General features: G+C 64.6%; 22 protein-coding genes. 9 read left to right on the forward strand and 13 right to left on the reverse strand.

What is annotated here, in order from left to right; all coding sequences use genetic code 11:
* The first annotated feature begins 159 nt into the window (after nt 1–159).
* Nucleotides 160–636 carry a YcbK family protein gene (locus tag AC1Q6Z_RS15325; RefSeq protein WP_256118079.1) on the forward strand — a complete coding sequence of 159 codons (477 nt, stop codon included), beginning with the start codon at nt 160–162 and terminating at the stop codon, nt 634–636.
* On the opposite strand, the gene murJ is transcribed toward AC1Q6Z_RS15325, so the two are convergent.
* From murJ to mutS, 3 genes are all read right to left on the reverse strand, one after another.
* Nucleotides 637–2,232 carry a murein biosynthesis integral membrane protein MurJ gene (gene murJ / locus AC1Q6Z_RS15330; RefSeq protein WP_439614890.1) on the reverse strand — a complete coding sequence of 532 codons (1,596 nt, stop codon included), beginning with the start codon at nt 2,230–2,232 and terminating at the stop codon, nt 637–639.
* A complete protein-coding gene (locus tag AC1Q6Z_RS15335) occupies nt 2,229–5,075 on the reverse strand; it encodes a [protein-PII] uridylyltransferase (protein ID WP_439615075.1) in 2,847 nt (948 codons plus the stop codon). Before AC1Q6Z_RS15335 ends, murJ begins: the two co-directional genes overlap by 4 nt.
* A gap of 95 nt (nt 5,076–5,170) precedes the next feature.
* Nucleotides 5,171–7,909: a DNA mismatch repair protein MutS gene (gene mutS / locus AC1Q6Z_RS15340; RefSeq protein WP_492648437.1), complete on the reverse strand. Its 2,739-nt coding sequence runs from the start codon at nt 7,907–7,909 to the stop codon at nt 5,171–5,173.
* A gap of 113 nt (nt 7,910–8,022) precedes the next feature.
* Here mutS and AC1Q6Z_RS15345 point away from each other — a divergent pair, with 113 nt between their 5' ends.
* Nucleotides 8,023–10,308, forward strand: a complete 2,286-nt coding sequence (locus AC1Q6Z_RS15345; protein WP_492648438.1) for an NADP-dependent malic enzyme — start codon at nt 8,023–8,025, stop codon at nt 10,306–10,308.
* 100 nt (nt 10,309–10,408) lie between these two features.
* Here AC1Q6Z_RS15345 and olsB read toward each other — a convergent pair whose 3' ends face one another.
* From olsB to AC1Q6Z_RS15370, 5 genes are all read right to left on the reverse strand, one after another.
* On the reverse strand, nt 10,409–11,287 hold the full coding sequence (gene olsB, locus AC1Q6Z_RS15350; protein WP_435266723.1) for a l-ornithine N(alpha)-acyltransferase: 879 nt from the start codon (nt 11,285–11,287) through the stop codon (nt 10,409–10,411).
* 106 nt (nt 11,288–11,393) lie between these two features.
* The gene (locus tag AC1Q6Z_RS15355) at nt 11,394–13,679 is read right to left on the reverse strand and encodes a hybrid sensor histidine kinase/response regulator (protein ID WP_492648439.1); all 2,286 of its coding nucleotides are present in this window, start codon (nt 13,677–13,679) and stop codon (nt 11,394–11,396) included.
* A gap of 56 nt (nt 13,680–13,735) precedes the next feature.
* Nucleotides 13,736–14,230, reverse strand: coding sequence for a signal peptidase II (gene lspA, locus AC1Q6Z_RS15360; protein WP_327506631.1), 495 nt, complete (start codon nt 14,228–14,230; stop codon nt 13,736–13,738).
* Nucleotides 14,227–15,081 (reverse strand): TrmH family RNA methyltransferase, encoded by an 855-nt coding sequence (locus AC1Q6Z_RS15365; RefSeq protein WP_492648440.1) that lies wholly within the window; start codon nt 15,079–15,081, stop codon nt 14,227–14,229. The genes lspA and AC1Q6Z_RS15365 overlap by 4 nt, the downstream gene beginning before the upstream one ends.
* Nucleotides 15,078–16,223 (reverse strand): class I SAM-dependent methyltransferase, encoded by a 1,146-nt coding sequence (locus AC1Q6Z_RS15370; RefSeq protein WP_492648441.1) that lies wholly within the window; start codon nt 16,221–16,223, stop codon nt 15,078–15,080. The genes AC1Q6Z_RS15365 and AC1Q6Z_RS15370 overlap by 4 nt, the downstream gene beginning before the upstream one ends.
* Before the next feature lie 57 nt (nt 16,224–16,280).
* Between AC1Q6Z_RS15370 and AC1Q6Z_RS15375 the strand changes: the two genes are divergently transcribed.
* Nucleotides 16,281–16,730, forward strand: a complete 450-nt coding sequence (locus AC1Q6Z_RS15375) for an SRPBCC family protein (protein WP_492648442.1) — start codon at nt 16,281–16,283, stop codon at nt 16,728–16,730.
* Between the two features lie 4 nt (nt 16,731–16,734).
* Here AC1Q6Z_RS15375 and AC1Q6Z_RS15380 read toward each other — a convergent pair whose 3' ends face one another.
* From AC1Q6Z_RS15380 to sppA, 3 genes are all read right to left on the reverse strand, one after another.
* Entirely contained in the window at nt 16,735–17,067 is a 333-nt protein-coding gene (locus tag AC1Q6Z_RS15380) for a DUF1049 domain-containing protein (RefSeq protein WP_256118092.1), read from the reverse strand.
* 103 nt (nt 17,068–17,170) lie between these two features.
* Nucleotides 17,171–17,488 carry an integration host factor subunit beta gene (locus AC1Q6Z_RS15385; RefSeq protein ID WP_160858077.1) on the reverse strand — a complete coding sequence of 106 codons (318 nt, stop codon included), beginning with the start codon at nt 17,486–17,488 and terminating at the stop codon, nt 17,171–17,173.
* 9 nt (nt 17,489–17,497) lie between these two features.
* Nucleotides 17,498–18,448 carry a signal peptide peptidase SppA gene (gene sppA, locus AC1Q6Z_RS15390; RefSeq protein ID WP_435266727.1) on the reverse strand — a complete coding sequence of 317 codons (951 nt, stop codon included), beginning with the start codon at nt 18,446–18,448 and terminating at the stop codon, nt 17,498–17,500.
* A gap of 210 nt (nt 18,449–18,658) precedes the next feature.
* On the opposite strand from sppA, the gene lptC reads away from it, so the two are divergent.
* From lptC to ptsN, 6 genes are all read left to right on the forward strand, one after another.
* The gene (gene lptC, locus AC1Q6Z_RS15395; protein WP_256118094.1) at nt 18,659–19,327 is read left to right on the forward strand and encodes an LPS export ABC transporter periplasmic protein LptC; all 669 of its coding nucleotides are present in this window, start codon (nt 18,659–18,661) and stop codon (nt 19,325–19,327) included.
* Between the two features lie 7 nt (nt 19,328–19,334).
* Entirely contained in the window at nt 19,335–19,898 is a 564-nt protein-coding gene (locus AC1Q6Z_RS15400; protein ID WP_435266728.1) for an LptA/OstA family protein, read from the forward strand.
* Between the two features lie 26 nt (nt 19,899–19,924).
* The gene (lptB, locus tag AC1Q6Z_RS15405) at nt 19,925–20,722 is read left to right on the forward strand and encodes an LPS export ABC transporter ATP-binding protein (RefSeq protein ID WP_439615074.1); all 798 of its coding nucleotides are present in this window, start codon (nt 19,925–19,927) and stop codon (nt 20,720–20,722) included.
* 109 nt (nt 20,723–20,831) lie between these two features.
* Complete coding sequence (gene rpoN / locus AC1Q6Z_RS15410; protein WP_492648443.1) at nt 20,832–22,391, forward strand: RNA polymerase factor sigma-54; 1,560 nt, start codon at nt 20,832–20,834, stop codon at nt 22,389–22,391.
* Between the two features lie 249 nt (nt 22,392–22,640).
* A complete protein-coding gene (gene hpf, locus AC1Q6Z_RS15415; protein WP_492648444.1) occupies nt 22,641–23,216 on the forward strand; it encodes a ribosome hibernation-promoting factor, HPF/YfiA family in 576 nt (191 codons plus the stop codon).
* 74 nt (nt 23,217–23,290) lie between these two features.
* The gene (gene ptsN / locus AC1Q6Z_RS15420; RefSeq protein WP_256118098.1) at nt 23,291–23,755 is read left to right on the forward strand and encodes a PTS IIA-like nitrogen regulatory protein PtsN; all 465 of its coding nucleotides are present in this window, start codon (nt 23,291–23,293) and stop codon (nt 23,753–23,755) included.
* A 75-nt stretch (nt 23,756–23,830) separates the two neighbouring features.
* Here ptsN and grpE read toward each other — a convergent pair whose 3' ends face one another.
* Nucleotides 23,831–24,454, reverse strand: a complete 624-nt coding sequence (gene grpE / locus AC1Q6Z_RS15425) for a nucleotide exchange factor GrpE (protein WP_492648445.1) — start codon at nt 24,452–24,454, stop codon at nt 23,831–23,833.
* 144 nt (nt 24,455–24,598) lie between these two features.
* Nucleotides 24,599–25,675 carry a heat-inducible transcriptional repressor HrcA gene (gene hrcA / locus AC1Q6Z_RS15430; RefSeq protein WP_435266730.1) on the reverse strand — a complete coding sequence of 359 codons (1,077 nt, stop codon included), beginning with the start codon at nt 25,673–25,675 and terminating at the stop codon, nt 24,599–24,601.
* Between the last annotated feature and the right edge of the window lie 68 nt (nt 25,676–25,743).

Here is a 25,743-nt window from a genome sequence, read left to right on the forward strand (position 1 = left end):
CGCGGCATGGATCAAGAGGGGGAAACCGGTGCGCCCGCGCTCATCAGAAAGTCCTTATAAAAGACATGTTCCGGTCGTTCTGTCCCTGCGGGGATTTGAGGGGAGGCCGGTCCCGACCGGCCGTTTTGTGACGAAGGGGCGCAAAACGGGGAGAGCACCGTGCAAAAGAACGGTTCCATTCTGCTTGCCTGCGTGGTCGCGCTGACATCGATATTTGCGACCGAAACCCTGGCCAGCCGCATCCACAAACATGTCCTGCGAAACGACAAGGGGAGCGTGGCGAAGATCTACACCGTCCAGACCACGCGCGTGCGGCACCGATGTTTTCCAGGCAAGCTGAGAGCCGTCCTGTCCCATATCGCCCGCCAGGTCGGACGCCGGCCGCTCGTCACATCAGGCCATCGCTCGAACGGCCGCCGCGGCTCCTATCACCGCAAATGCCTTGCAGCGGATATCCGCATTCCCGGCGTCTCCGTAAAGCGGATCATCGCCGCCGCGCGGTCCGCGCCGGCCATCGGCGGCATCGGCACCTATTGCAACGGCATCGTCCATGTCGATGTTGGACCGCGGCGCAGCTGGCACTATTGCGGCGGGCTGGCCCGCCTGACCAAACGCGCAAGACTCGCCACGCGCTGATTATTCCGGCGAGCCTTCTTCCGGCGGTGCGGCTTTCGCCTTGCGCTTCAGATTGCGCCGAAGCATGCCGATATCCGCGCCGCCGATCAGGAAGGCGACGGAGAAATAGACGACCATGGCGAAGGCCACGAGCAGGCCGAGCGCCAGAACCTGCTCGTAGAGCGGCGAGGCCGGTGCGAGGCGGTCAGCGAGATAGAGCGACGCGTAGTTGAGCGCGACCGCCATGACGACGGTGGCGATCAGGAGCCGCGCGATGCGCCAGGCGAGCGCCTTTTCCAGCGGCCAGTGACCGCGGCGCACCAGCGTCACGAAGAGCAGGAGCGCCGTCACCCAGCCGGAGACGGCTTCCGCGGTGGCGATGCCGCGCTCGTGGAACAGTGGGAACAGCGTGACGGCGAGGATGCAGTTGAGGACGACCGAAAGCAGCGTGATGCGCATCGGCGTCTTGGTATCCTCGCGAGCGAAGAAGCCGGGGTTCAAGGCCTTGATCATCACGAAGCCCGGCAGGCCGAGGCCGTAGATGGCGAGCGTGCCCGCCACGATCGCCGTCGTCTCCGTGCCGAAAGCGCCGCGCTCATAGAGCACGCGCACGATCTCGTCGGAGATCACCCAGAGGGCACCGGCGGCGGGCAGCGTCAGGAACAGCACGAATTCCATCGAGCGGTTCTGCAGGTTGCCGGCCTCGCGTTCCTGTCCGCCCTTCAGCGCGCGCGCAAGCTCCGGCAGCAGCACCACGCCGACGGCAATGCCCACGACGCCGAGGGGGAGCTGGTAGACGCGGTCGGCATATTGCAGCACGGAGATCGCGCCGTCCTTGGTGGAGGCGATCATCTGGCCGATGATCTGGTTGATCTGGGTGATGCCGCCCGTCACCGCCGCGGGAAAGGCGAGCCACAGCAGGCGCTTGACGTTGGGCGTCATGCGCGGGCGGCGAAAGCCGATCCTGATGCCGGCGTGACGCACACCGGCATAGAGCACGGCCATCTGAAGAAGGCCCGCGCCCAGCACGCCCCAGGAGAGATACCACGCCGTATCGAGCGGCGAGGCGCCCTGCCAGAGCGCCAGCCCAAGCGCGCCGATCAGCATGACATTGAGGAAGACGGGCGCCACGGCGGCGGCGAAATAATGGTGCAGCGAATTCAGCATGCCCGACAGCATCGCCGTCAGCGACATGCACATGAGATAGGGGAACATGACGACGGCGAGCTTGACCGTGATGTCGAATTTTTCCGTGTCGCCGACGAAGCCCGGCGCGATGATCCAGGCGACGATGAGCGGCATCATCAGCTCCATCGCGATGGTCAGCAACAGGAGCACGGAGAACAGCACGCCGAAGACTTCTTCGGAAAAGCGCTTGGCGCCCTCGATGCCGCCGGCCTCGATCTCCTTGGCAAAGAGCGGCACGAAGGCGGCGTTGAAGGCGCCTTCGGCGAAGAGCCGTCGAAACAGGTTCGGAAAGCGGAAGGCGGCGTAGAAGGCGTCAGCCATCGGCCCGGTGCCGAGTGCTGCCGCCATCAGCGTTTCGCGGGCGAAGCCGAGCACGCGGCTGCCGAGCGTCGCGCCGCCCACGGTCGCGAATTTCCTGACGAGACTCATTGTTCTGCCCTGATCCTTTTCGGCGTGGCCGCGGCGGCGGGCGCGATCATGCCGGGCGGCATGCGGTCGCGCACCTCATCCGCCTCGTCCGCCATCACGGCCTTCAGCCGCGCGGCGATATTGGCATGCCGGTTGTCATTGGTGACCTTCTGGCCCACCAGGTCGGTGACGTAGAAGGTATCGATGACCTTCTCGCCGAAGGTGGTGATATGCGCGGACGTGATGTCGAGCGACAGGTCCGACAGCACCGCCGTCACCTCGGAAAGCAGGCCCGGACGGTCGAGGCACTCGATCTCGATGACGGTGAACTTGTTCGACAGCGTGTTGGAGATGGTGACGGCCGGCGACACGGTGAAGGTGCGGTTGCGCTTGCGGCTCTTGGTCCGCGTGGCGATGACTTCCGGCAGGCGCTTACGGCCGGACAGAACGTCCTCGATCATCCGGCCGATCGTGCCGGCGCGGCGCGTCTCGTCCGCATCGTTCAGGAACTCGCGGTTGACGAGGATCGTGTCGAGCGCGCGGCCGTCCGAGGTGGTGAAGATCTGCGCGTCGACGATGTTGGCCCCTGCCGCCGCGCAGGCGCCGGCAATCACGGTCAAAAGCCGCGGATGGTCGGGCGACAGCACGGTGATTTCGGTGATGGCGTGGAAGGAGTGCGTGCGCACCATGGTCGCGAGCGGCTTGCCGGCCTTGTCGGCCTCGCGGATGAAGGCCGCATGGCGCACCTGATCCTCCAGCGATACCGTCAGGAGGTAGGGATCGTAGTGCAGCTTGGTGGAGGCCTTGCGGTCCTTCTGGCTCCATTCGGCGGGCAGCGCGTTGAACAGGATATCGCGCGCGGCCTGGGCGCGCTCCTTGCGCGACAGTTCGGAGAAGCCGCCGGAGATCAAGAGTTCCGTCTCGTAGTAGAGCGTGCGCAGCAGCTGGCCCTTCCAGCCGTTCCACACACCGGGGCCGACGGCGCGGATATCGCAGACCGTCAGCACCAAGAGCATCTTCAGCCGCTCCATCGACTGCACCTTCTCGGCGAAGTCGACGATGGTCTTGCGGTCGTTGAGGTCGCGGGTCTGGGCGACCATCGACATGGTGAGGTGTTCCTCGATCAGCCAGACGACCAGCTCCGTCTGCTTCGGCGAAAGCCCGAAGCGCGGGCAGAGTTTTCGCGCGACCTTGGCGCCCGCCTCGGAATGATCCTCCGGCCGGCCCTTGGCGATATCGTGCAGCAGCACGGCGACATAGAGCGGGATGCGATCCTCGATGCCCGGCATGATCTGGTAGCTCAGCGGATGGGCGTCCTTCTCGCGACCCTGGTCGATATTCGCGAGCACGCCCACGGCGCGGATCAGGTGTTCGTCGACCGTGTAGTGGTGATACATGTTGAACTGCATCATCGCGACGATCTTGCCGAAATCCGGGATGAAACGGCCGAGCACGCCGGCCTCGTTCATGCGGCGGAGGATCAACGCCGGGTCGCGCGGCGAGGTGAGGATCGACAGGAAGAGCCGGTTCGCCTCCTCGTTTTCACGGAGCGCCGCATTGATCAGCTTCAGCGAGCGCGTCATCTGCTTCAAGGCATCGGGATGGAATTCCAGCCCGTTGATATCGGCGATGTGGAAGAGCCGGATGAGGTTCACCGGATCGCGCTTGAACACCTCCGGATCAGCGATGGTGATGCGGCCGCGATCTTCGAGAAAATCCAGCGTGCCGGCGATCTTGCGCGTGCGGCGGGTGAAGCGGCTGATGACGGCCGAAATGCCGGGCGCTTCTTTGGCCTGCTGGTCCTCCAGCGTGGCGCAGAAGATGCGCGTCAGGTCGCCCACGTCCTTCGCGACGAGGAAATAGTGCTTCATGAAGCGCTCGACGGCCGAGAGGCCCGGATGCGGCTGGTAGCCGAGGCATTCGGCGATCTCGCGCTGGATATCGAAAGACAGCCGCTCCTCCGCTTTGCCCGTCAGGAAGTGCATGTGGCAGCGCACGGCCCAGAGGAAATCGTCCGCCTTCTGGAACAGCTTGTATTCCTGGCGCGACAACACGCCGAGCTTCACCAGCTCGGCCGGGTCGCGAATGTGATAGAAATATTTGGCGATCCAGAACAGCGTGTGCAGGTCGCGAAGCCCGCCCTTGCCTTCCTTGACGTTCGGCTCGACGAGGTAGCGCGTATCGCCGGCCTTGCGATGGCGCTCGTCGCGCTCGGCAAGTTTCGCGGCGATGAATTCCGGGCCGGTGCCGCGCATGATCTCGCGGTCGAAGCGCACGCCGAGCTCTTCGAACAGCGCCACGGAACCGCAGATATAGCGGGCTTCGAGGATCGCGGTGCGGATCGTCATGTCGCCCTTGGAGAGCTGGATGCACTCTTCCAGATTGCGCGTCGCGTGGCCGACCTTGAAGCCGAGATCCCACAGGATATAGAGCATGAATTCGATGGCCGGCTCGCTCCAGGCGGCCGGTTTTGCCGGCAGCAGGAAGAGCAGGTCGATATCCGAGCCCGGCGCCAGCGTGCCGCGGCCGTAACCGCCCACGGCCGTCACCGTGATGCGCGCTCCGGGCGGTGCCTGGCCGGCGCTGAAGACGTGGTTCAGCGCAAAATCGTGCAGCACCGCGATCAACTGGTCCTGCAGCCAGGAAATGCGCGCGGCGCATTGCAGGCCGCTGCCATCGGCAAAGAGCAGTTCGCGCGCCCGTTCGCGGCCCGCGGCGTTGACCGCCTTGAATTCGGCGAGAAGCTCGCGGCGCAGGCGGTCGCGGTAATCGGCATTGGTGCTGGCAATGAATTCGCATTTGGCGCGCAGCGCCGGCACGTCGAGAAGGCCGGAATCGGCCGGTGCCAAGAGCTTGTGTTCCATCGGATGCCGGCCTGCGTCCCGCTTGTCCTCGATCGCCCGTTCGGTTCGCATGCGCTATAAACCCTTTCAGCGCGAGAAGACAGCCATCCTACACGCTAGCGATTGCCAAGTTCTTTCTTCAGCGCGTAGAGCGCATCGAGCGCCTCGCGCGGTGTCATATCGTCCGGGTTGAGGTCCTTCACAAGCCCCTCGACCTTCGACGGGGCGGAACTGCGCTGAACCTCCTCGCGACGCACCGCGACCTGGAAGAGCGGCAGATCATCTATGAGCTGGCTTGCCGGATTCTTGCGGTCCGCATCCTCCAGCTTGGCGAGCACGTCTTTTGCACGCGCCACCACCGAGGCCGGCAGGCCGGCAAGCCGCGCCACCTGGATGCCGTAGGAGCGATCCGCGGCACCGGGACCGACTTCATGCAGGAAGATCACGTCGCCGTCCCACTCCTTGACGCGCATTGTGGCGTTGGAAAGGCGGCCAAGCTTCTCCGAAAGCACGGTCAATTCATGGAAATGCGTGGCGAAAAGCCCGCGGCAGCGGTTCGCCTCGTGCAGGTGTTCCACGGCGGCCCAGGCGATGGAGAGGCCGTCGAAGGTTGCGGTGCCGCGGCCGATTTCGTCGAGGATGACGAGCGAACGATCGGTCGCCTGGTTGAGGATCGCCGCCGTCTCGACCATCTCCACCATGAAGGTGGAGCGGCCGCGGGCAAGATCGTCCGACGCGCCGACGCGGGAGAACAGGCGGTCGACGATACCGATATGCGCGCTTTCGGCCGGCACATAGGAGCCCATCTGCGCGAGAATGGCGATGAGGGCGTTCTGGCGCAGGAAGGTCGATTTACCGCCCATGTTCGGGCCGGTGAGCAGCCAGATCGCGCCATGGCCCTTGCCGTCCGCCGGCGAGAGATCGCAGGAATTGGCAACGAAGGCGGCGGCCTGCTGGCGGCGCAACGCCTGTTCGACGACCGGATGCCGCCCACCGACAATGGCGAACATGGTGGAGCGGTCGACGATCGGCCGGCAATAGGCCTGCTCCTCGGCAAGTGCTGCAAGCCCCACAGAGACATCGACAACAGCAAGCGCCCGCGCCGCCGCCTTGATCGGCTCGGCTTCCGCCACGACCGCCTCGACAAGGCCGTCGAAGGCGGCGAGCTCGATGGCGAGCGCCCGGTCGGCGGCGTTGGCGATCTTGGTTTCCAGTTCGGAGAGCACCGTCGTGGTGAAGCGCATGGCGCCGGCCATGGTCTGGCGGTGGATGAAACGCGCCTTCGCCTCGTCGCCATCGGTCAGCGCGGAAGCGTTGCCGGCGGAAACCTCGATGAAATAGCCGAGCACGTTGTTGTGCTTGATCTTCAGCGACTTGACGCCCGTCTCCTCGGCATATTGCAGCTGAAGGCCGGCGATGACGCGGCGCGACTGGTCGCGCAACGCCCGCATCTCGTCGAGTTCGGCATTCGCCCCCTCGCGGATGAAGCCGCCGTCGCGCTTCAGCAGCGGCAGTTCGTCGGCGAGCATGACGGCGAGGCGGTGCGAGAGGTCGAGCGGCAGGTCGGCAACGGCCGTGCGGGCGGTGGCCAGTTCACCGTCAAGCTCCTGCGCCGCCATCGTCCGCGCGATTTCGGCGGAGGTGGACAGGCCTTGCAGGATCGCGCCGAGATCGCGCGGGCCGCCGCGGCCGAGCGCAATACGGGACAGTGCGCGCGGCATGTCGGGAAGCCGCTTCAGCGTGGAACGCAGGTCCTCGCAAAAGGACGGGCGATCGGCGAGGGTCGCAATCGAATCGAGCCGGGCGTTGATCGTCTCCGGATCGGTCAGCGGCGACATCAGCCGTTCGGCAAGCAGGCGCGCGCCACCGCTCGTCACCGTGCGGTCGATGGCCTTCAAAAGCGTGCCACTGCGCTCGCCGGAGAGCGTGCGCACCAGTTCGAGATTGGCCCGCGTGGCGGGGTCGATGAAGAGCGTCGAGGCCGAGCTTTCCCGCTCCGGCCGGCCGAGCGGCGGGCGTTCGGCGATCTGCGTCTTTTCCACATAGGCGACGGCGGCGGAGGCCGCCGCCAGCTCGGCGCGCGAAAAGGTGCCGAAGCCATCGAGCGTCGAAACGCCGAAATAGCGGGCGATGCGGCCTTCCGCCGTCGCGCTGTCGAACAGCACCGCTGGCTGCGGCACCGCCACGCGGCCGACGACATCCAGCACAGGCCGGAATTCCGGATCGTGGAACAGCGTATCCGGCACGATCAGCTCGCGCGGATCGATGCGCAGGATATCGGCGAGAAGCTGGCCTTGCGCGGTCTCCGACAAGCGAAAGATGCCGGTCGAGATGTCGATCCAGGCGAGCGCCATGGCGGGCTCCGCCCCGCCGCGGATGCGGGCGACGGCCATCAGGTAATTGGCGTCCGACGGCGAGAGCAGCTTTTCTTCCGTCAGCGTGCCGGGCGTCACCAACCGCACGACATCGCGCCGCACGACGGATTTCGAGCCGCGCTTCTTCGCTTCCGCCGGGTCCTCGACCTGTTCGCAGACCGCGACGCGGAAGCCGAGCGCGATCAGCCGCTGCAGGTAGTCGTCGGCGGCGTGGACGGGCACGCCGCACATGGGAATGTCGAGCCCCATGTGCTGGCCGCGCCTCGTGAGCGTGATGCCGAGCGCGCGGGACGCCTCCACGGCGTCCTGGAAGAACAGCTCGTAGAAATCGCCCATGCGATAGAACAGCATGCTGTCGGGGTTGGCCGCCTTGATTTCGATATACTGCTCCATCATCGGCGTGGCCGATGCGCGGCTTTGGTCGGTGGCAAGGTCGGCCGTCGACAGGATATCGTTCTGGCGCGCGATCTGATCGTTCACGGAGAGTCTGTTCTTCCTAAAAAAGAGGTGTCACCCTAGCCATGCAGCGATATAGAAAACAACAGCTGTGAGCAGCTATGGGTCTATCGCCCACAGGAGTGTAAGGGGGGAGCATGCCGGGTACCGACAAAACCGATCGCCAGAGGGCAAGTGTCACGGACCAGGAGGCACTGGATTTCCACTCGTCCGGACGTCCGGGCAAGCTGGAAATCACGCCGACCAAGCCGATGGCGACGCAACGCGACCTTTCGCTTGCCTATTCGCCCGGCGTCGCGGTGCCGGTGAAGGCCATCGCCGCCGATCCGTCGACCGCCTATGACTACACGACGCGCGGCAACATGGTCGCCGTCATCTCGAACGGCACCGCCATCCTCGGCCTCGGCAATCTGGGCGCACTGGCTTCCAAGCCGGTGATGGAAGGCAAGTCCGTCCTCTTCAAGCGCTTTGCCGACGTCGATTCGATCGACCTGGAAGTCGACACGGAAAATGTCGACGAATTCATCAATTGCGTGCGCTACCTCGGCCCCTCCTTCGGCGGCATCAACCTGGAGGACATCAAGGCGCCCGACTGTTTCATCATCGAGCAGCGCCTGCGCGAACTGATGGACATCCCCGTCTTCCACGACGACCAGCACGGCACCGCGATCATCGCCGCCGCAGGCCTGATCAACGCGCTGGCGCTGACCGGCCGCGACTTCAAGACGACGAAGCTCGTCTGCAACGGTGCCGGCGCTGCCGCCATCGCCTGCATCGAGCTCATCAAGTCGATGGGCTTTTCGCCGGAAAACGTCATCCTCTGCGACACCAAGGGCGTCATCTACCAAGGCCGCGAAGAGGGTATGAACCAGTGGAAATCGGCCCACGCGGTCAAGACCGACCGCCGCACGCTGACCGAGGCGATGGACGGCGCCGACGTGGTGTTCGGCCTTTCGGCCAAGGGTGCGCTGTCGGAAGAGATGATCCGCTCCATGGCGCCGCGGCCGATCATCTTCGCCATGGCCAATCCCGACCCGGAAATCACCCCGGAAGAGGTCGCCCGCATCCGTGACGACGCGATCGTCGCGACCGGCCGTTCGGACTATCCGAACCAGGTCAACAACGTGCTCGGCTTCCCCTATATCTTCCGCGGCGCGCTCGACGTGCGGGCCTCGACGATCAACGACGCGATGAAGATCGCGGCGGCCGAAGCGCTCGCCCACCTCGCCAAGGAAGACGTGCCGGACGACGTGGCGGCCGCCTATCAGGGCGTGCGCCCGCGCTTCGGCGCGCAGTACATCATCCCCGTGCCGTTCGATCCGCGGCTGATCTCGGCGATCCCGGTCGCCGTTGCCAAGGCGGCGATGGAGACGGGCGTCGCGCGCAAGCAGATCCCCGATCTCGACGCCTATGCCCGCGATCTTCGTGCCCGCCGCGACCCGATCGCCTCGACGCTCCAGCAGATCTATGCCCGGGTGCGCCGCCAGCCGAAGCGCGTCGTCTTCGCCGAGGGCGAAGAACAGCAGATGATGCGCGCCGCCGTTTCCTATGCCAACCAGCAGCTCGGCACCGCCATCCTGCTCGGCCGCGAGGAAACCATCCGCGAAACGGCGGAACGGGCCGGCATCGATATCGACCGGGCCGGCATCGAGGTGCTGAATGCCCGCATCTCGAAGCGCAACAACGTCTATATCGACTATCTCTACGCCCGGCTTCAGCGGAAGGGTTTCCTCTTCCGTGATGCCCAGCGCCTGATCCACAACGACCGCAACCACTTTGCGGCCTGCATGGTGGCGCTCGGCGATGCGGACGGCATGGTGACGGGCCTCACCCGCAACTATTCAACCGCGTTGGAAGACGTGCGCCGCTGCATCGACGCCAAGCCCGGCCACCGGGTCATCGGCGCCTCGCTCGCGCTCTGCCGCGGCCGCGCCGTGCTGGTCGCCGATACCGCCGTGCACGACATGCCCTCCTCGGAGGAGCTGGCGGATATCGCGGAAGAAGCGGCCGGCCTCGCGCGGCGCCTCGGCTACGAGCCGCGCGTCGCCATGCTCGCCTATTCGACCTTCGGCCATCCCTCGGGCGAGCGCTCCGAGCGGGTGCGCGAAGCGGTCAAGATCCTCGATCGCCGCCGCGTCGATTTCGAATATGACGGCGAAATGGCCGCCGACGTGGCGCTCAACCCGCGCATCATGGAGCAGTATCCGTTCTGCCGCCTTTCCGGCCCCGGCAACGTGCTCGTCATGCCGGCCTTCCACTCGGCAGCGATCTCGACCAAGATGCTGCAGGAACTCGGCGGCGCCATGGTCATCGGCCCGCTGCTGGTCGGCCTCGACAAGTCGGTGCAGATCGTCTCGATGGGCGCGAAGGATTCCGACATCGTCAACATGGCGGCCCTCGCTGCCTACAATTCCGGCGTCTGACCGGAACGTGAAAAAGCCGCCCGTCCCGGAGGTCGGGAACGGGCGGCAAAATCAGACTATACTGATCTTCATCGAAATAGGTTTGCGCTTCGCGGATTGCTTAGCTGGCGAAACGCCCGGCATCCGCACCGTAATAATTGAGGTAGCGGCCGGAAATCTTGCCGATCGGCAGCACGATCAGCACGTCCGTCGTGTTGAAGCCGTGGTCGACGACCGCGCCCTCGCCGACCGTCGCGCCAAGGCGCAGATAGCCCTTGACCAGCGGCGGCATGGCGGAGAGCGCGCGGCGCGCATCGATGCCTTCCGACGGCATCAGGTCCATGGTGCGGAACAGTTCCGGCCGAGCGAACACGCTCCACTCCTCCTTCGCCAGCACATTGTGGTGCAGGAAGGAGAGCGCCAGCGCATGTTCCTCCGGCACCGTGCCGTGGAACGACGCGCAGCCGAACATCACGTCGATGCGGTGCCTCAGCGAATAGGCCCAGTTGCCCTGCCAGAGCAGCTCCACCGTACGCTTGGTGCGGTAGGCGGGCAGCACGCAGGAGCGGCCGAGCTCCATGAAGCGTTTTCCGGGATGACGCGCGATCAGCGAATCGACGTCGAATTCCGACTGGGAATAGAAGCCGCCCGAAACCGCAGCCACATCCTGGCGCAGCAGGCGGTAGGTGCCGACGATCTGCTCTTCCGCGTCGCCCTCGATCGAGGTGTCGAGCACGAGAAGGTGGTCGCAGACCATGTCCCAGGCATCGATATCCCGCTTGCGGCGCACCGCATCCGGCGAGAGCTTGGCGTTCATCTCTTCCGCGAAGACCCGGTAGCGCACGGCCTGCGCCGCGTCGATTTCGGTGACCGAGCGGGCGATGCGCGTCTCGAGATTGCCGATGCGGCCGAGCACGTCCGTTCCCGACCGTCCCGCGACTGTAACGGTCTTCTGCGGGATCTCTGCCGGAGTGATGGTCTGGGCGAGGTCGAGCGTCATGGCAGTGTATCCGTTGGCGAAACTTCTGGGTTTTAACCACGATTCTGCAACAGGATAATGACGCAAGGCCCGCTTGAACAGATACCCCGGCCGCGGCAAGGTGACGTCATATAGCGGCGCGACGGGCGAGCCGGGCAATTTCGGCAATCAGAACAACGGGATCGGCGGGTTTCGCCAGAACCGCGTCGGCGCCGACCGAAAGCAGCTCCTCGCGCAGGCCGGCGCGGCTGTCGGCCGTCAGCACGACGACCGGCAGGCGGGCATTGCCATAGTCGCGCTGGACGATTCTCGCGATCATCTCCCGGCCGTCGCCGCCGGGCATGCCGAGGTCGGTGACCAGGAGGTCGGCCGCGAACGGTCCGGCATCCGTGGCGCCGGCAAGTGCGGAAACGAGGCTCGGATAATCGTGCACATGGCGCACCGTATGGCCCGCGCGCTCCAGCACGGAACGCACCAGCATGGCGTTCACCGGGTCGTCTTCGGCCAGCAGGATGCGCGCACCCGTCGCGGCGGCCGGTGTCGGCTCGGCGGCCGGCTGCGGCGGTTCCTTCAGGATCGGGCGGTTGTCGTTGATCGCGTCGCGCACTTCGATGCCCTTCATGCGGCCGCGCAGCACCTCGACCAGCGAGCGTTCGCGCAGCGGCCGGATGAGCCAGGAATCATAGCCTTCGCCATTGCCGATCGCCCTGCCGCTGCGCTCTTCCGGATTGACGAGATAGATGCGGCGCGCGCGGCTGTCGCGGAAATAGTTGAGATCGGCAAGTTCGCGGCGGAAGATGCCGGCAAGACGATTGTCGACGATGATGTCGGTGAGCTCCGCCCTGCGGCCGGCAAGCCCCTGCGCGAGATCGAGCGCTTCGTCGACAGAGGTGGCGAGATGGCAGGCGCCGCCCAGGGCATCGATGGTGCGCACCAGCGCCTTGGCGGCCGGGCCAGCCGGCGCCAGCAGGAAGACGAGGCTACCCTTCAAGACACCCTTGCGCGAGCCGCCATTGCCCGCCGTCTTGCGCGGATCGGCCGGCATGCGAATGGTGAAGGTGCTGCCCTTGCCCTGCGTGCTTTCGAGCGTCAGCCCGCCGCCGGCCTCGTTGAGGATGCGCGCCGAGATGGCAAGGCCGAGGCCGGTGCCGCCGCTGCGCTGCGCGGCGCTGCCCGTCTGTTCGAATTCCTGGAAGATGCGCGCCTGCTCCTCGGCATTCATGCCGGGGCCGCTATCGGTGACGCGGATGACGATGGCGCCGCGGTCCATCGTGGTTTCTAGCGAGACGCCGCCCGTATGGGTGAATTTCACAGCATTGCCGACGACATTGTAGAGCACCTGGCGCAGGCGCGGCGCATCATAGAGCATCAGGCCCGGCACCTCCGGCGAGACGAAGGAGCCGATCTCGATGCCCTTTTCATGGGCGCGAGGCGAGAGCATTTCCACGACGCTTTCCAGCATCGGCCGCACCGGCTCCTCCGACGGGCGAAGCTGGAAGCGGCCGGCCTCGATGGTCGAGAAATCGAGCAGGTCGTCGACGAGCTGCACCAGCGCGTGGCCGGACTGGCGCATGCCGGAGAGATAGTTCTTCTGCTCGGCCGTCAGCCGCGTCTGGCCGATCAGGTGCGACATGCCGAGAATGCCCGAGAGAGGCGTGCGGATCTCGTGGCTGACGGTGGCGAGCAGGCGGGACTTTGCGGCGCTCGCCTCCTCGGCACGCTGGCGGGCACGCTCGCGCTCACCCTCGGCGCGGCGTTCCTCGGTGACGTCGCGGGCGATGGAATGCACCACGAGTTCACCGGAGGCTGGGTCGCGCACGGTGACGTCGTGCCAGGAATAGATGCGCTTGCCCGCCGGGCGTTCCACGTCGACATCGTAGCGGTGCGCCATCGCCTGCGAGCGGAAGGTGAGGCCGAGCGCCTCGCAGGTCCTGCCTTCGACATCGGCGACGCCGGTCAACTCGCCGAGCACGGCATTGGCACGCAGGATGCGGCCGTCGAGCGAGCGCATGACGACGATGTCGCCGAGCACATCATGGATGGCGGAGAGGATTTCGGAGGTCTCGCTGCGTTCCCAGCTGCGGTCGCGATCGGCCTCGATGCCGGGGGCCGGATGGCGCGTCCAGAGGAGGAAGGCGGCGCCGGCAAGGCCCGCAAGGCCGAGGCCGATGGCGGCGATGTAGAACCCGGCCATCATGCCGGTGGCCAGCACCAGCGCACCCAGAAGCAGGCCGACGCCGCCGATCACGCTGCGGATCATCGCGTGGTTTTCCGGCTCGGCGCGCGGTGCGGGGGCCTCCGGGCGAAGGAGATCCTGCGCCGCGTCCCCATCAGAACGGACGGCGGCGGACCGGCGCGGTGCATCGGCAAATTCGGCCTTGAGCCGATCTTGTAGCTTGACGGGTTCGCTCATGAGGAACCGCTTACCACATGGACCGTTCAAATCGGCTTCAGCAAGTCGTTCGAATTTTAACGTTTCGCGCGGCGCAACAGCAGGAGCTCGTCGAGGATCACCAAAGCGGCGCCGATGGTGATGAAACTGTCGGCCAGATTGAACACCGCGAAGGACCAGGTCTCCGTGTAGAACAGGACATAGTCGATCACATAGCCGAACAGCGCCCGGTCGATGAGATTGCCGAAGGCGCCGGCGATGATGAAGGCGTAGCCGGCATGGGCGAAGCCGCGCGCCTTGGGCGTCTGGCGCCAGAGCCAGACGACGAAGCCGACGACAAAGAGCCGGAGCGTCACGATGAACCAGCCCTCCATGCCCGACAGCATGGAGAAGGCGACGCCGTAATTATAGGTGCGGTAGAGCGCCAGCATCGGCACGACCGGCACCGCCTCCTGGAAGGGCAGCCAGGCCTCGACGGCGAATTTCACCGCCTGGTCGAGCAGCAGCGCCAGCACGATGACAACGATCACCGGCACCGGCCGCGACATCAGCGGAATGCGTTCTTCGTTCATGCGCGCGCGTCCAGCGTCAGCAGATGGCGGCGCGCCTCGAAGAGCATGATGCCGGTGGCAATGGCCAGATTGAGCGAATCGGCGCGGCCGGCCTGCGGAATGCGGGCGAGTGCATCGGCCTCGCGGGCGAGCTCTTCCGGCAGGCCGGATTGCTCGTTGCCCATCAGCAGCACGACGGGTTTTTTCTTGTAGTCGATGGTGCGGTAGTCGACGGCGCCGGCGAGATGGGTCGCGACGACCTGCACGCCGGCCGTCTTCTTCCAGGCGAGGAAATCGGCGGGGCTCGCTTTCACCAGCGGCACGGCGAAGACCGAGCCCATGGTGGCGCGCACGGTTTCCATCGAGAATGGATCGGTGCTCTCGCCAACGAGGATGACGCCGCTCGCGCCCGCCGCATCCGCCGTGCGGATGATCGTGCCGAGGTTGCCGGGGTCGCGCACCCGGTCGAGCGCGACATAGGTCTCGCCGGTCTGGGGCCTGATGTCGCGGAGGTTCGTCCAGCGTTGGGTGAAGATGCCGACGACCATCTGCGGATTGTCGCGCCGGGTGATCGAGGACAGCACCTTTTCGCTGACTTCCAGCACCAGCCCGCCGCGCGCCACGGTCTTCGTCGCGCATTGCACGACCTGCGGCTTGTCCTTGACGTTCTTGGCATAGACCAGCGTCTTGATCTCGAAGCCGAGTTCCAGCGCGTCGATGACGAGCTTCAGGCCTTCCGCCATGAAGCTCTTCGTCTCGTCGCGGTCCTTCTTGTTGGCGAGCGCCTTAATGTCCTTGATGATCGGGTTTGCGAGGCTCGTGACCTCCTTCACCTGCCCGACGCGGCGCGTTCCGTGCTGTTCGTGGCTCATGCGCTGATCCATCGGCTGAAAAGGGAGGTGGAGAGCGCGCGGCCGGTGTCCTTGCCGTCGATGCCGCTCTCGCGGATGACGAGTTCGCCGGATTCCACCGTGCCACCGGCGCCGCGCATCGTCTCGCGCATCAGCTCGTGGATGGAATAGAAACTCGCGCGGATCGAATAGGCGGTCAGGACGAGACCGATCGCCTTGGGCGACAGGATTTCGCGGCAGACATCGAGCATCAGCGGCAGGTGGTCGAAGAGATGCCAGACCTCGCCGTTCGGGCCGCGGCCGAATTTCGGCGGATCCGTCAGGATGATGTCGTATTTGCTGCCGCGGCGTTCCTCGCGCTGGATGAACTTCATCGCGTCTTCGCAGATCCAGCGGATCGGCAGCTTTTCCATGCGCCCGAGCGCCTGGTTTTCACGGCCCCAGCCGATCGCCTTCTTCGACGCATCGACATGGGTGACTTCCGCGCCGGCGGCCGCGGCAACCAGCGAGGCGACGCCGGTATAGCCGAAGAGGTTCAGCACCTTGACCGGGCGACCGGCCGTCTCGACCTTGTCCCTCATCCAGCTCCAATGGGCAAGCTGTTCCGGAAAGACGCCGACATGGCGGAAGGCGGTGAAGCGGCCGTGAAAATCGACGTCGAGCAGCTTCATCGGCCAAGTCTCGCCGAGCGCTGCCTTGGGGAACCTCCAGCGCCCCATGCCGTCTTCTTCCGTATCGCCGGTGAAGAGGGCGTCGGCCTTGTCCCAGACGCTGTCAGGCAGGCTGCGCTGCCAGAGTGCCTGCGCTTCTGGACGCACGATGCGGTAGGGGCCGTATTGTTCGAGCTTTTCGCCGGCACCGCTGTCGATCAGGCGGTACTGGTCGGAGCCCGCGGTCTCCAGGATGACGGGCAGGCGCTCGGCCGGCTTCTCGCCCTCGCGGCGCATCAGGGGGCGGGCGGGCGCTTCCTGTGCCGGGCGCGGCTCCTTCTTGGGGGCCGGGGCCTTCATGGCCGGAGCCCTTTGTGCCTGCGCCTTGGCGGGCGCGGCGGAGCCGATCTTCGGCCGGCGGTGTCTGTCCTTCACGATGGATCGTCCGTCGTCGGTTGAAAACTTGCCGGCAGCGCCGGAAAACGAGCGGTCCCCATACCATCCCTCCCCCACTTGGCAAAGCGCTTTCCGATCTGCGATAAGTTGGAACTATTCCAGGGAGGATCGATCATGGACATGTCCGGCGAAGAACGCATTGCGGCCCCGCGCGACGCCGTCTGGGCGGCGCTGAACGATCCGGAGATCCTGAAGGCCTGCATTCCGGGCTGTCAGTCGCTCACCATGAAATCGGCGACCGAGCTGGAAGCGACCGTCAAGATCAAGATCGGCCCGGTCTCGGCAACCTTCAGCGGCGAAGTGACGCTTTCCAACCTCAACCCGCCGATGGGCTACACGATCTCCGGCGAGGGCAAGGGCGGCATTGCGGGTTTTGCGAAGGGCGGGGCCGACGTGCGGCTCATCGAGGACGGCGACGGCACGATCCTCGCTTATGACGTCAAGGCGCAGATCGGCGGCAAGCTCGCCCAGCTCGGCTCGCGGCTCATCGATTCGACGTCGAAGAAGCTTGCGACGCAGTTCTTCGCCGATCTCGGCGAGAAGCTGAACGGCGCCGCAGCCTAATTAATCATTTCCCGGAAACCGGCACCACGGCCTGCGCGGCGATCGCCTTGTGCTTCTCCGCCTCGCTGTGCCACTTCACGGCTTCGCTCGCCTCGATGCGGGCGCGCTTGCGGTATTTGCCCTGGGTAAACCAGGTGGCGAACGAGCCGATCACCAGACCCAGGATCACCGCGAGGAAGAGGTAGACGAAGAACGGCGCCGTGACGGAGAGCACGCTGTCCTCGGGCCGGAACGGATTGAGCGCCAGCGTCACCGCTTGCCGGTTCGCCACCGACAACACGATCAGCACGATGGCGATCGGGATGAGGACGAGGATGTTGACTACTCTCTTGATCATGGCATCACCTGCTTTGGCGCGCGGCGCCGATCCGGCGCCTGCGCTTTAGAGTGTTTCCGCAATTCCTGAGGCAAAATCGCGGCACTCTTTTGCTGGACTTGCTTTAATCGTCCTGGTCGGCCTGGCCGGGATTAAGACGCTCGCGCAGCTCCTTGCCGGTCTTGAAGAAGGGAACCCACTTCTCCTCGACGAAGACCGCGTCGCCCGTGCGCGGGTTGCGTCCCGAACGCGAGGGGCGGTTCTTGACGGAGAAGGCGCCGAAGCCGCGCAGCTCCACCCGGTTTCCGCCGGCCAGCGCATCGGTGATCTCATCGAGCACCGCGTTGACGATGTTCTCGACATCACGGTGGTAGAGGTGGGGATTGCGCGCGGCGACAATCTGAACCAATTCCGACTTGATCACTGTGTCCCCCTCAAAAATTCTTGTTTTTCAATCACGATCAACCTGCCAAACCGAAACAAGACCGTCAAGAAACAACTTTTCGCCGGTCAGCTTTTCGATCGTCGGTTGAAGATCGAGCGGCAGGCCGAAGACGGAACGTGCAAAATCGCGGGCACTGCTGCCGATCCACGAAATCCCCGAGCGCTTCACCGCCTCGTAGTCGACGAAGGGCAGATCGGCGGGCACCTTGCGCTCGTCGAGATAGGCGCGAATCTCCTCCGGGCCGCCGAGCTTGTCGACGAGTTTGGCGGCCAGCGCCTGGCGGCCGGTGAAGATGCTGCCGTCGGCAAGGCGCAGCACCTGGTCGCGCGGCAGCTTGCGGCGTTCGACGACGAGGTCGACGAACCAGTCGTAGCTGTCCATCACCATGGCGCGGATCATCGTCTTCGCCTCTTCGCTGGCCGGGTGGAACGGCGAGGGCTCGGCCTTCAGCGGCGCGGATTTGATTTCCTCCAGCGAGACGCCGATCTTGTCCATCAGCTCCTTCATCTGCGGATACTGGAAAAGCACGCCGATCGAGCCGGTGATCGAACTTTCGCCGGCTATGATCGTGTCGCCGGCGGTCGCGATCATATAGCCGGCAGAGGCGGCGAGCGTGCGCACGTCCGAGACGACCGGCTTCTTTTCCGCCACCTTGCGCAGCGCCTTGAAGATGACCTCGCCGCCGTAGGTGGTGCCACCCGGCGACGAGATCGTCACGACGAGCGCCTTGGCCCGGTCGTTGCGGGCGATGCGGTCGAGGCGCTCCAACAGTTCGGCATCGTCTTGGATGATGCCGGAAATGCTGACCCGCGCGATATGATCGCGTGCGCCGCTGCCGGGCCAGCGCCAGGCGGCAGCCGCAAGAATGACGGCAAGCGCGATCAGAACGGCGACGACCCGCCAGAAGGTGAGCTTGCGGCGCAGTTGCCGGCGGTCGGCGATGGCGGAGTGATCCATTCCCTGTCCTCGATGCTGGCGCCCCTAGACTTTCAGGTGGCTTGCCGAAGGCCCTATCGATATGGCATTCCAGAAACAAATGGCAATTCGTCGCTGAACTTTCTTGGGCAGACATTGTTTGTTCAGGAATAATCGCCATATGGGGCCCGTTATCCGAGGGTCCCTCGTTTCGCAGCGAAGGCCATATCGGCAAGATATTTAGCAGGTACAATGCTGGACACCGTGGCAGAAGCACCGATGGGTGCACAGGGCACAGGCGTATCCGCCGCGGCTTATCGCCTCGCGACGCGGCATTCCGCCCGTGTGCGCTTTCTGAAAGTCGCGCTGCCGGTCGCCGCCATCATCGTCGCCGTGGTCTTCGTCATCGTCTCGATCGTGCGCACCTATCTGCCCACCGAATTGCAGGTGGAAAGCGCCTCCATCGAAGACGGCAAGATCGTGATGCGCAATCCGGCGATCTCCGGGCGCAACAATGACGGCATCAGCTATTCGATGAAGGCCGAGCGGGCGCTGCAGGACATGAAGCAGCCGGACGTGCTGACATTGGAAAACATCAAGGCCAAGGTGCCGGTCAACGAGAGCACGATTGCCGAGGTCGTGGCCGCCACCGGCGTCTACGATCGGGGCAAAAACCTGCTCGACATGATCGCCCCCTTCACCATCAGCCTCAACACCGGCCTCGAAGCCGCCTTCCGCTCCGCCCATCTCGATATCGACGGCGGCAACATGTCGACGCAGGAGCCGGTTTCCATCCGCTCGCGCGAAGCATCCATTGTTGCGCAGTCGCTGAGAATGACGGATAAAGGCCGGATTGTCGTCTTCGAGGGCAAGGTCGTCGTCGACGTCGATCCTGCCGCCATCCGCAACCGAGAAAAGTAAGAGCGCCATGTTCGCCACTCTCTCCGCCCCGCTCCGGGCCGCCAGCATCTTCGTTCTTGCCACAAGCCTCACGCTGATCTCGGTTCCCGCGGGCGCCCAGCAGACGTCGAGCCGCATGAAGGGCATGCAGCTATCGAACGACCAGCCGATCCAGATCCAGAGCGACAAGCTCGAGATCCGCGACCAGGAGAACAAGGCCGAATTTTCCGGCAACGTGAAGGTCGTGCAGGGTACGACGACGCTCCAGGCCGGCAAGATGATCGTATACTACGCTGCCGGCGGGCAGGGTTCCGTGGCGAGCGGCGACGCGGATATCGAGAAGATCGACGTTTCGGAAAAGGTCTATCTCAAGTCCGGCACGCAGGAAGCGACCGCCGATACCGGCACGTTCAACCTCGTCAACGAGACGCTGCTGCTGAAGGGCGAGAAGGTCGTGCTGTCGGAAGGCAAGAACGTCTTCGTCGGCTGCCAGTTGCTCGTCACCATGCGCACCGGCGAGGCCAAGCTCGATGCCTGCGGCGGCCGCGTCATGATCCAGCTCGACCCGAAGTCGCGCAAGACCACGAATTGAGATAGCGTTCCCAGGTGTCTTCCTCTTTGCTCACCCGCCTGACGCGCCGTCCCAAGAAGGCTGCGCAGGAGCCCCAGCGTACCGCCGATCTTTCGCGCTACGAAGGGACCCTCATTGCCCGCGGGTTGACCAAGACCTATCGCGACCGGCGCGTCGTCAACGGCGTGTCGCTCGTCGTGCGCCGCGGCGAGGCCGTCGGCCTGCTGGGGCCGAACGGTGCGGGCAAGACGACCTGTTTCTACATGATTACCGGCCTCGTGCCGGTCGACGAAGGCTCGATCGAGATCAACGGCAACGACGTCACGACCATGCCGATGTATCGCCGCGCCCGCCTCGGCGTCGGCTACCTGCCGCAGGAAGCCTCGATCTTTCGTGGGCTAACGGTTGAGGAGAACATCCGCGCCGTGCTCGAAGTGCACGACAAGGACAAGGCGCAGCGCGAGAAGAAGCTCGACAGCCTGCTTGCCGAATTCTCGATCTCGCATCTGAGGAAAGCGCCGGCCATCTCGCTGTCCGGTGGTGAACGCCGCCGCCTCGAAATTGCCCGCGCGCTCGCCACCGACCCGACCTTCATGCTGCTCGACGAACCCTTTGCCGGTGTCGATCCCATCTCGGTCGCCGACATCCAGGCGCTGGTGCGCCATCTGACCTCCCGCGGCATCGGCGTTCTCATCACCGACCACAATGTGCGCGAGACGCTCGGCCTCATCGACCGGGCCTATATCATCCATGCCGGCGAAGTGCTGACGCATGGCCGGGCGAACGATATCGTCGCCAATCCGGATGTACGCCGCCTCTATCTCGGCGACAATTTCAGCCTCTGACGCATAAAGCGCGGCTGGCGCTTGACCAAACTCCTCAAAAAAGCAATTTTTGGGCCAGTTGGAATTTGCACCCGTCCTGGACGGGTTTCCCGGGGAGTAGAGCGTCCGCATGGCACTCGCAGCCAGCCTTTTCCTGCGCCAAAGCCAGTCGCTGGTGATGACACCGCAGCTGATGCAGTCGATCCAGCTGTTGCAGATGACGCATCTGGAGCTGAACCAGTTCATCGAGCAGGAGCTGGAAAAAAATCCGCTGCTCGAAGTGGTTTCCGGTGACGAAGGCGCGCGCGACGACGAGCGCGGCGCCGATGCCTATTCCTTGCCCAACGAGGACCGCACGCGTGCCGAAGATGTGAGCGGCGAGGAGGGCTTTCAGCCCGACCTCTACGATTCCGCGACGGCGAGTGCCGGAAGCGCGTCCGACACGAGCGACGCCGGCCTCGACAACATGTTTCCCGACGATGCCGGGCCGCGCGCGGCCGACGCGCCGGAACTGCTCAGCCAGTGGAAATCCATGCCCGGCAGCGAGGGCGGCGAAGGCTACGACCTCGACGACTTCGTGGCGGGCCGCGAGACGCTGCGCGACGTTCTTGGCGCGCAGATCCCCTTCCTGCTCGCCGATCCCATCGACCGGCTGGTCGCCCAGCATCTCGTCGACCAGCTCGACGAAGCCGGCTACCTGCAAGGCAGCACCGCCGAGACGGCGCTCAGGCTCGGCAAGCCCGTCGCCGAGGTCGACCGCGTGCTCTATAGGCTCCAGGAGCTCGATCCGCCCGGCGTCTTCGCCCGCTCGCTCAGCGAATGCCTCGCCATCCAGCTGCGCGCGCGCGACCGGTTCGATCCGGCCATGGCCACGCTGATCGACAATCTCGAACTTCTCGCCCGGCGCGATTTCGCGACGCTGAAGAAGCTGTGCGGCGTCAACGAGGAAGACCTGCTCGACATGCTGGCGGAGATCCGCAAGCTCGACCCGAAGCCCGGCACGCGCTACGAAACGAGCGCCTCGGAGGCGGTGGTGCCGGATATCGTCGTGCGCGCCGCTCCCGACGGCACCTGGCATGTCGAGCTCAATGCCGACACCCTGCCGCGCGTGCTCGTCAACCGGGAATACTACGCCGCGGTCTCCAGCCGCACGAGCCGCGACAGCGAGGACCAGGGTTTCCTCAACGAATGCCTGCAGACCGCCAACTGGCTGACGCGCAGCCTCGACCAGCGCGCCCGCACCATCATGAAGGTGGCGACCGAGATCGTGCGCCAGCAGGACGCCTTCCTGATGCACGGCGTCGACCACCTGCGGCCGTTGAACCTGAAGACGATCGCCGAGGCGATCAAGATGCACGAATCGACCGTGAGCCGCGTCACCTCGAACAAGTTCATGCTGACGCCGCGCGGCCTGTTCGAGCTCAAATATTTCTTCACCGTGTCGATCGGCTCGGCCGAGGGCGGCGATTCGCATTCGGCCGAGAGCGTGCGCCACCGCATCCGTACGATGATCGCCCAGGAGCAGCCGGATGCGGTGCTGTCGGACGACGACATCGTCGACGTGCTGCGCAAGGGCGGCGTCGATCTTGCCCGCCGCACGGTCGCGAAATATCGCGAGGCGATGAACATCCCCTCCTCCGTGCAGCGCCGGCGCGAAAAACGGGCGCATGCGAAAGCGGCCGCCTCCTGAAACAAAGCCGGGAGAACCGGCGTTTCAGGACATGAGAAGTTAAGAATGCCTGAATCCGCCAATTGACTTCGCAGCTGGAACGGGCTAATGCGCGGCCCAATTCTGAAGAGAAGAAGGCCGGAATTCCAGACATATCCCCACTTTTCTGCCGTATGCGAGGCAAATTGCATCGCCTGCGTGAAACGCTTGGAACGTGGGTAAGGTTGGAATAGACTGTTGCGCGCAAATCACGAACGAGAGGAAAACTCCATGAGTGTGCGTGTATCCGGTAAACATATGGAAATCGGCGAAACTTTCCGTCAACGCATTGAAGACCAAGTCGGAGAGGCCGTAACCAAATATTTCGACGGAGGATATTCGAGCCAGGTCACCGTAGAAAAATCGGGATCGCGGTACAGCGCCGACTGCAAGATCCACCTTGATACGGGAATGGCCTTGCAGGCGAATGGCGAAGCAAACGATCCCCTGGTGGCCTTCCAATCGGCTTCCGAACGGATCGAGAAACGCCTGCGCCGCTACAAGCGCAAACTCAAGGCACACCACAACGGCAATGGTCACGATGCCTTTGCAGAAGTGGCCTACACGGTGATGGATTCGGTCCCCGACGAAGAGGATGAACTTCCCGAGGACTACGCGCCGACCATCGTCGCGGAAAGCACGAAGAAACTGAGGACGATGTCCGTCGCAAGCGCCGTCATGGCGCTCGACATGACCGACGAACCGGTTCTTCTCTTCCGCAGCGCCGGATCGGAGCAGCTCAATATCGTCTACCGACGCAACGACGGAAATATTGGCTGGATCGATGCAGCCAATATCAAAGGCTGAGTGACGGGAGCGTGGTGCCGGAAAACGGCACCACGTTTCTTCAACCCCTTCACCCGCCTCACGAGGACAAAAGCATGGCATTGGCAGGTTTGCTGCAGCAAAGTGCGATTATTCCGGCGATGAAGGCCAATTCCAAGAAGCAGCTGCTTCAGGAGCTGGCGACAAAAGCGGCAAAGATCACCGGGATTCCGGAGCGCGAGATCTTCGACGTTATTCTTCAGCGCGAGCGACTGGGCTCCACCGGCGTGGGCAATGGCATCGCCATCCCGCACGGCAAGCTGAAGGAGCTTTCGCAGATCACCGGCCTCTTCGCGAGGCTCGAGACCCCTGTGGACTTCGAGGCGTTGGACGACCAGCCGGTCGACCTCGTCTTCCTGCTTCTGGCCCCGGAAGGTGCCGGTGCGGACCATCTGAAGGCGCTGTCGCGCATCGCCCGCGTTCTGCGCGACCCGGCGATGGTGGCGAAGCTGCGCGCCTCCGACAGCGAGAGCGCCATCTACGCGTGCCTGAGCGAGGAACAGGCGTCGAACGCCGCCTGAACGATCTTCATCAATTCGCATAAAAAAACCGGCGGTTTTGCGACCGCCGGTTTTTCTTTTTGCGAAAGAGAACGATCAGGCCTGGGCGGCGCTGGTCTCGCCTGCGGGCGCCTTGGGGCCGCCCTTGGAGACGCCGACCATGGCGGGGCGTAGCACGCGCTCGCCGATGACGAAACCGGCCTGCACGACCTGCACGACCGTGTTGTTGGCAATCTCCGGGTTCGGCACCTCGAACATCGCCTGATGGAAGTTCGGATCGAACTTCTCGCCGACCGGCTCGAGCTTGCGCACGCCGTGGCGTTCGAGGGCTGCGAGCATCGAACGCTCGGTCATCTCGACGCCATCCACCAGCGCCTTGAAGCCGGCATCGCCGCTTTCCAGCGCATCGGCCGGAATGGCATCCAGCGCGCGGCGCAGGTTATCGGACACGGCCAGCATGTCGCGCGCAAAACCGGCGACGGAATAGGATTTTGCATCCTTCACGTCGCGCTCGGTGCGGCGGCGCAGGTTGTCCATCTCGGCGGCGAGGCGGAGATACCGGTCCCTGAGGTCGGCATTTTCCGTGCGCAGCACGTCCACCGGATCCGGCTCCGCCGGGGCATCGGCCTCGATGATCAGCTCTTCCAGGGCGGACGCTTCTGCGGTGACGTTGTCTTCTACCGCTTCGTCAGGTCCGTGTTTCTTGTTCTCGTCGGTCATGACGTACTCCGAATTGTATTTTGAGGTTTGCGCCCGATATCGAGCTTTGAGCCCGAAAAATCAAGGGCCGATGGCCGGATTGCCGGGGCAGATATGCCGCATGCCGTTCTCGCAAAACCGCTGCACACTTTTGCGCGGCATGCTTTAACGCGAAAGCCGCGACATGAGCTGGGCCGTATAGTCCACCATGGGCACGATACGGGAATAGTTGAGCCGGGTCGGCCCGATGACGCCGACGGCGCCGACGATCTTTTCCTCGCTGTCGCGATAGGGCGCGACGATGAGCGAGGAGCCGGACAGCGAGAAGAGCTTGTTTTCCGAGCCGATGAAGATGCGCACGCCCGGGCCGGTCTCGGCCAGGTTGAGAAGCTCGATCAGGCCGTCCTTGCGCTCCAGGTCGTCGAACAGCATGCGCAGGCGGTCGATATCCTCCGCGCCTGCAAGCCCCTCCAGGAGGTTCGCGCGGCCGCGCACGATGAGCCGCGTCGGCTTGCCCTCGTCGAAACCGCCGGACCAGACCATGAGCCCGCGCTCGACGAGATCCTGCGACAGCTTGTCGAGCTCGACGCTGATCTCGCCGCGCAGGCGCTCCAGTTGCGCGCGCGCCTCGACCAGCGTGTTGCCGGCGAGATGGGCGTTGAGGAAATTGGCGGCCTCGGTGAGCTGCGAGCCGGTGACGCCCGCCGGCAGCTCGATGATGCGGTTTTCCACCTGGTCGTGATCGCCGACGAGCACCACGAGCGCCTTGGTCGGCTCCAGCCGGATGAATTCGACATGCTTGAGCACGGCGTCGTTCTTGGTGGTGATGACGAGGCCGGCGCCGCGCGACATGCCGGACAGCGCCTGGCTCGCCTCGTTCATCAGGGTCTCGACGGCCGAATGTTTCTGGCCATGCGGGCGCACATGGCGCTCGATCGAGGCGCGATCCTCCGCCGAAATATTGCCCACCTGCATGAAGGCATCGACGAAGAAGCGCAAGCCAAGCTGCGTCGGCAGGCGCCCGGCGCTGATATGCGGCGAGTAGATGAGGCCGAGTTCTTCCAGGTCGCTCATCACATTGCGCACGGAGGCGGGCGAGAGCGACATCGGCAGGATGCGCGACAGGTTGCGCGAGCCAAGCGGCTCGCCGCTTTCCAGATAGCTTTCGACGATGCGACGGAAGATCTCACCCGAACGCTCGTCGAGCGCCGCCTGACTTTCAGGACCCGGAGATCTATTCAAAACCATCTTCTCGCTGCAAACCCTGTTATCCGACTGGAATATAGTGATTTCGCGGGTAAGCGCAAAAC

The organism is Shinella sp. GW835-FHT14H05 (assembly GCF_058793575.1).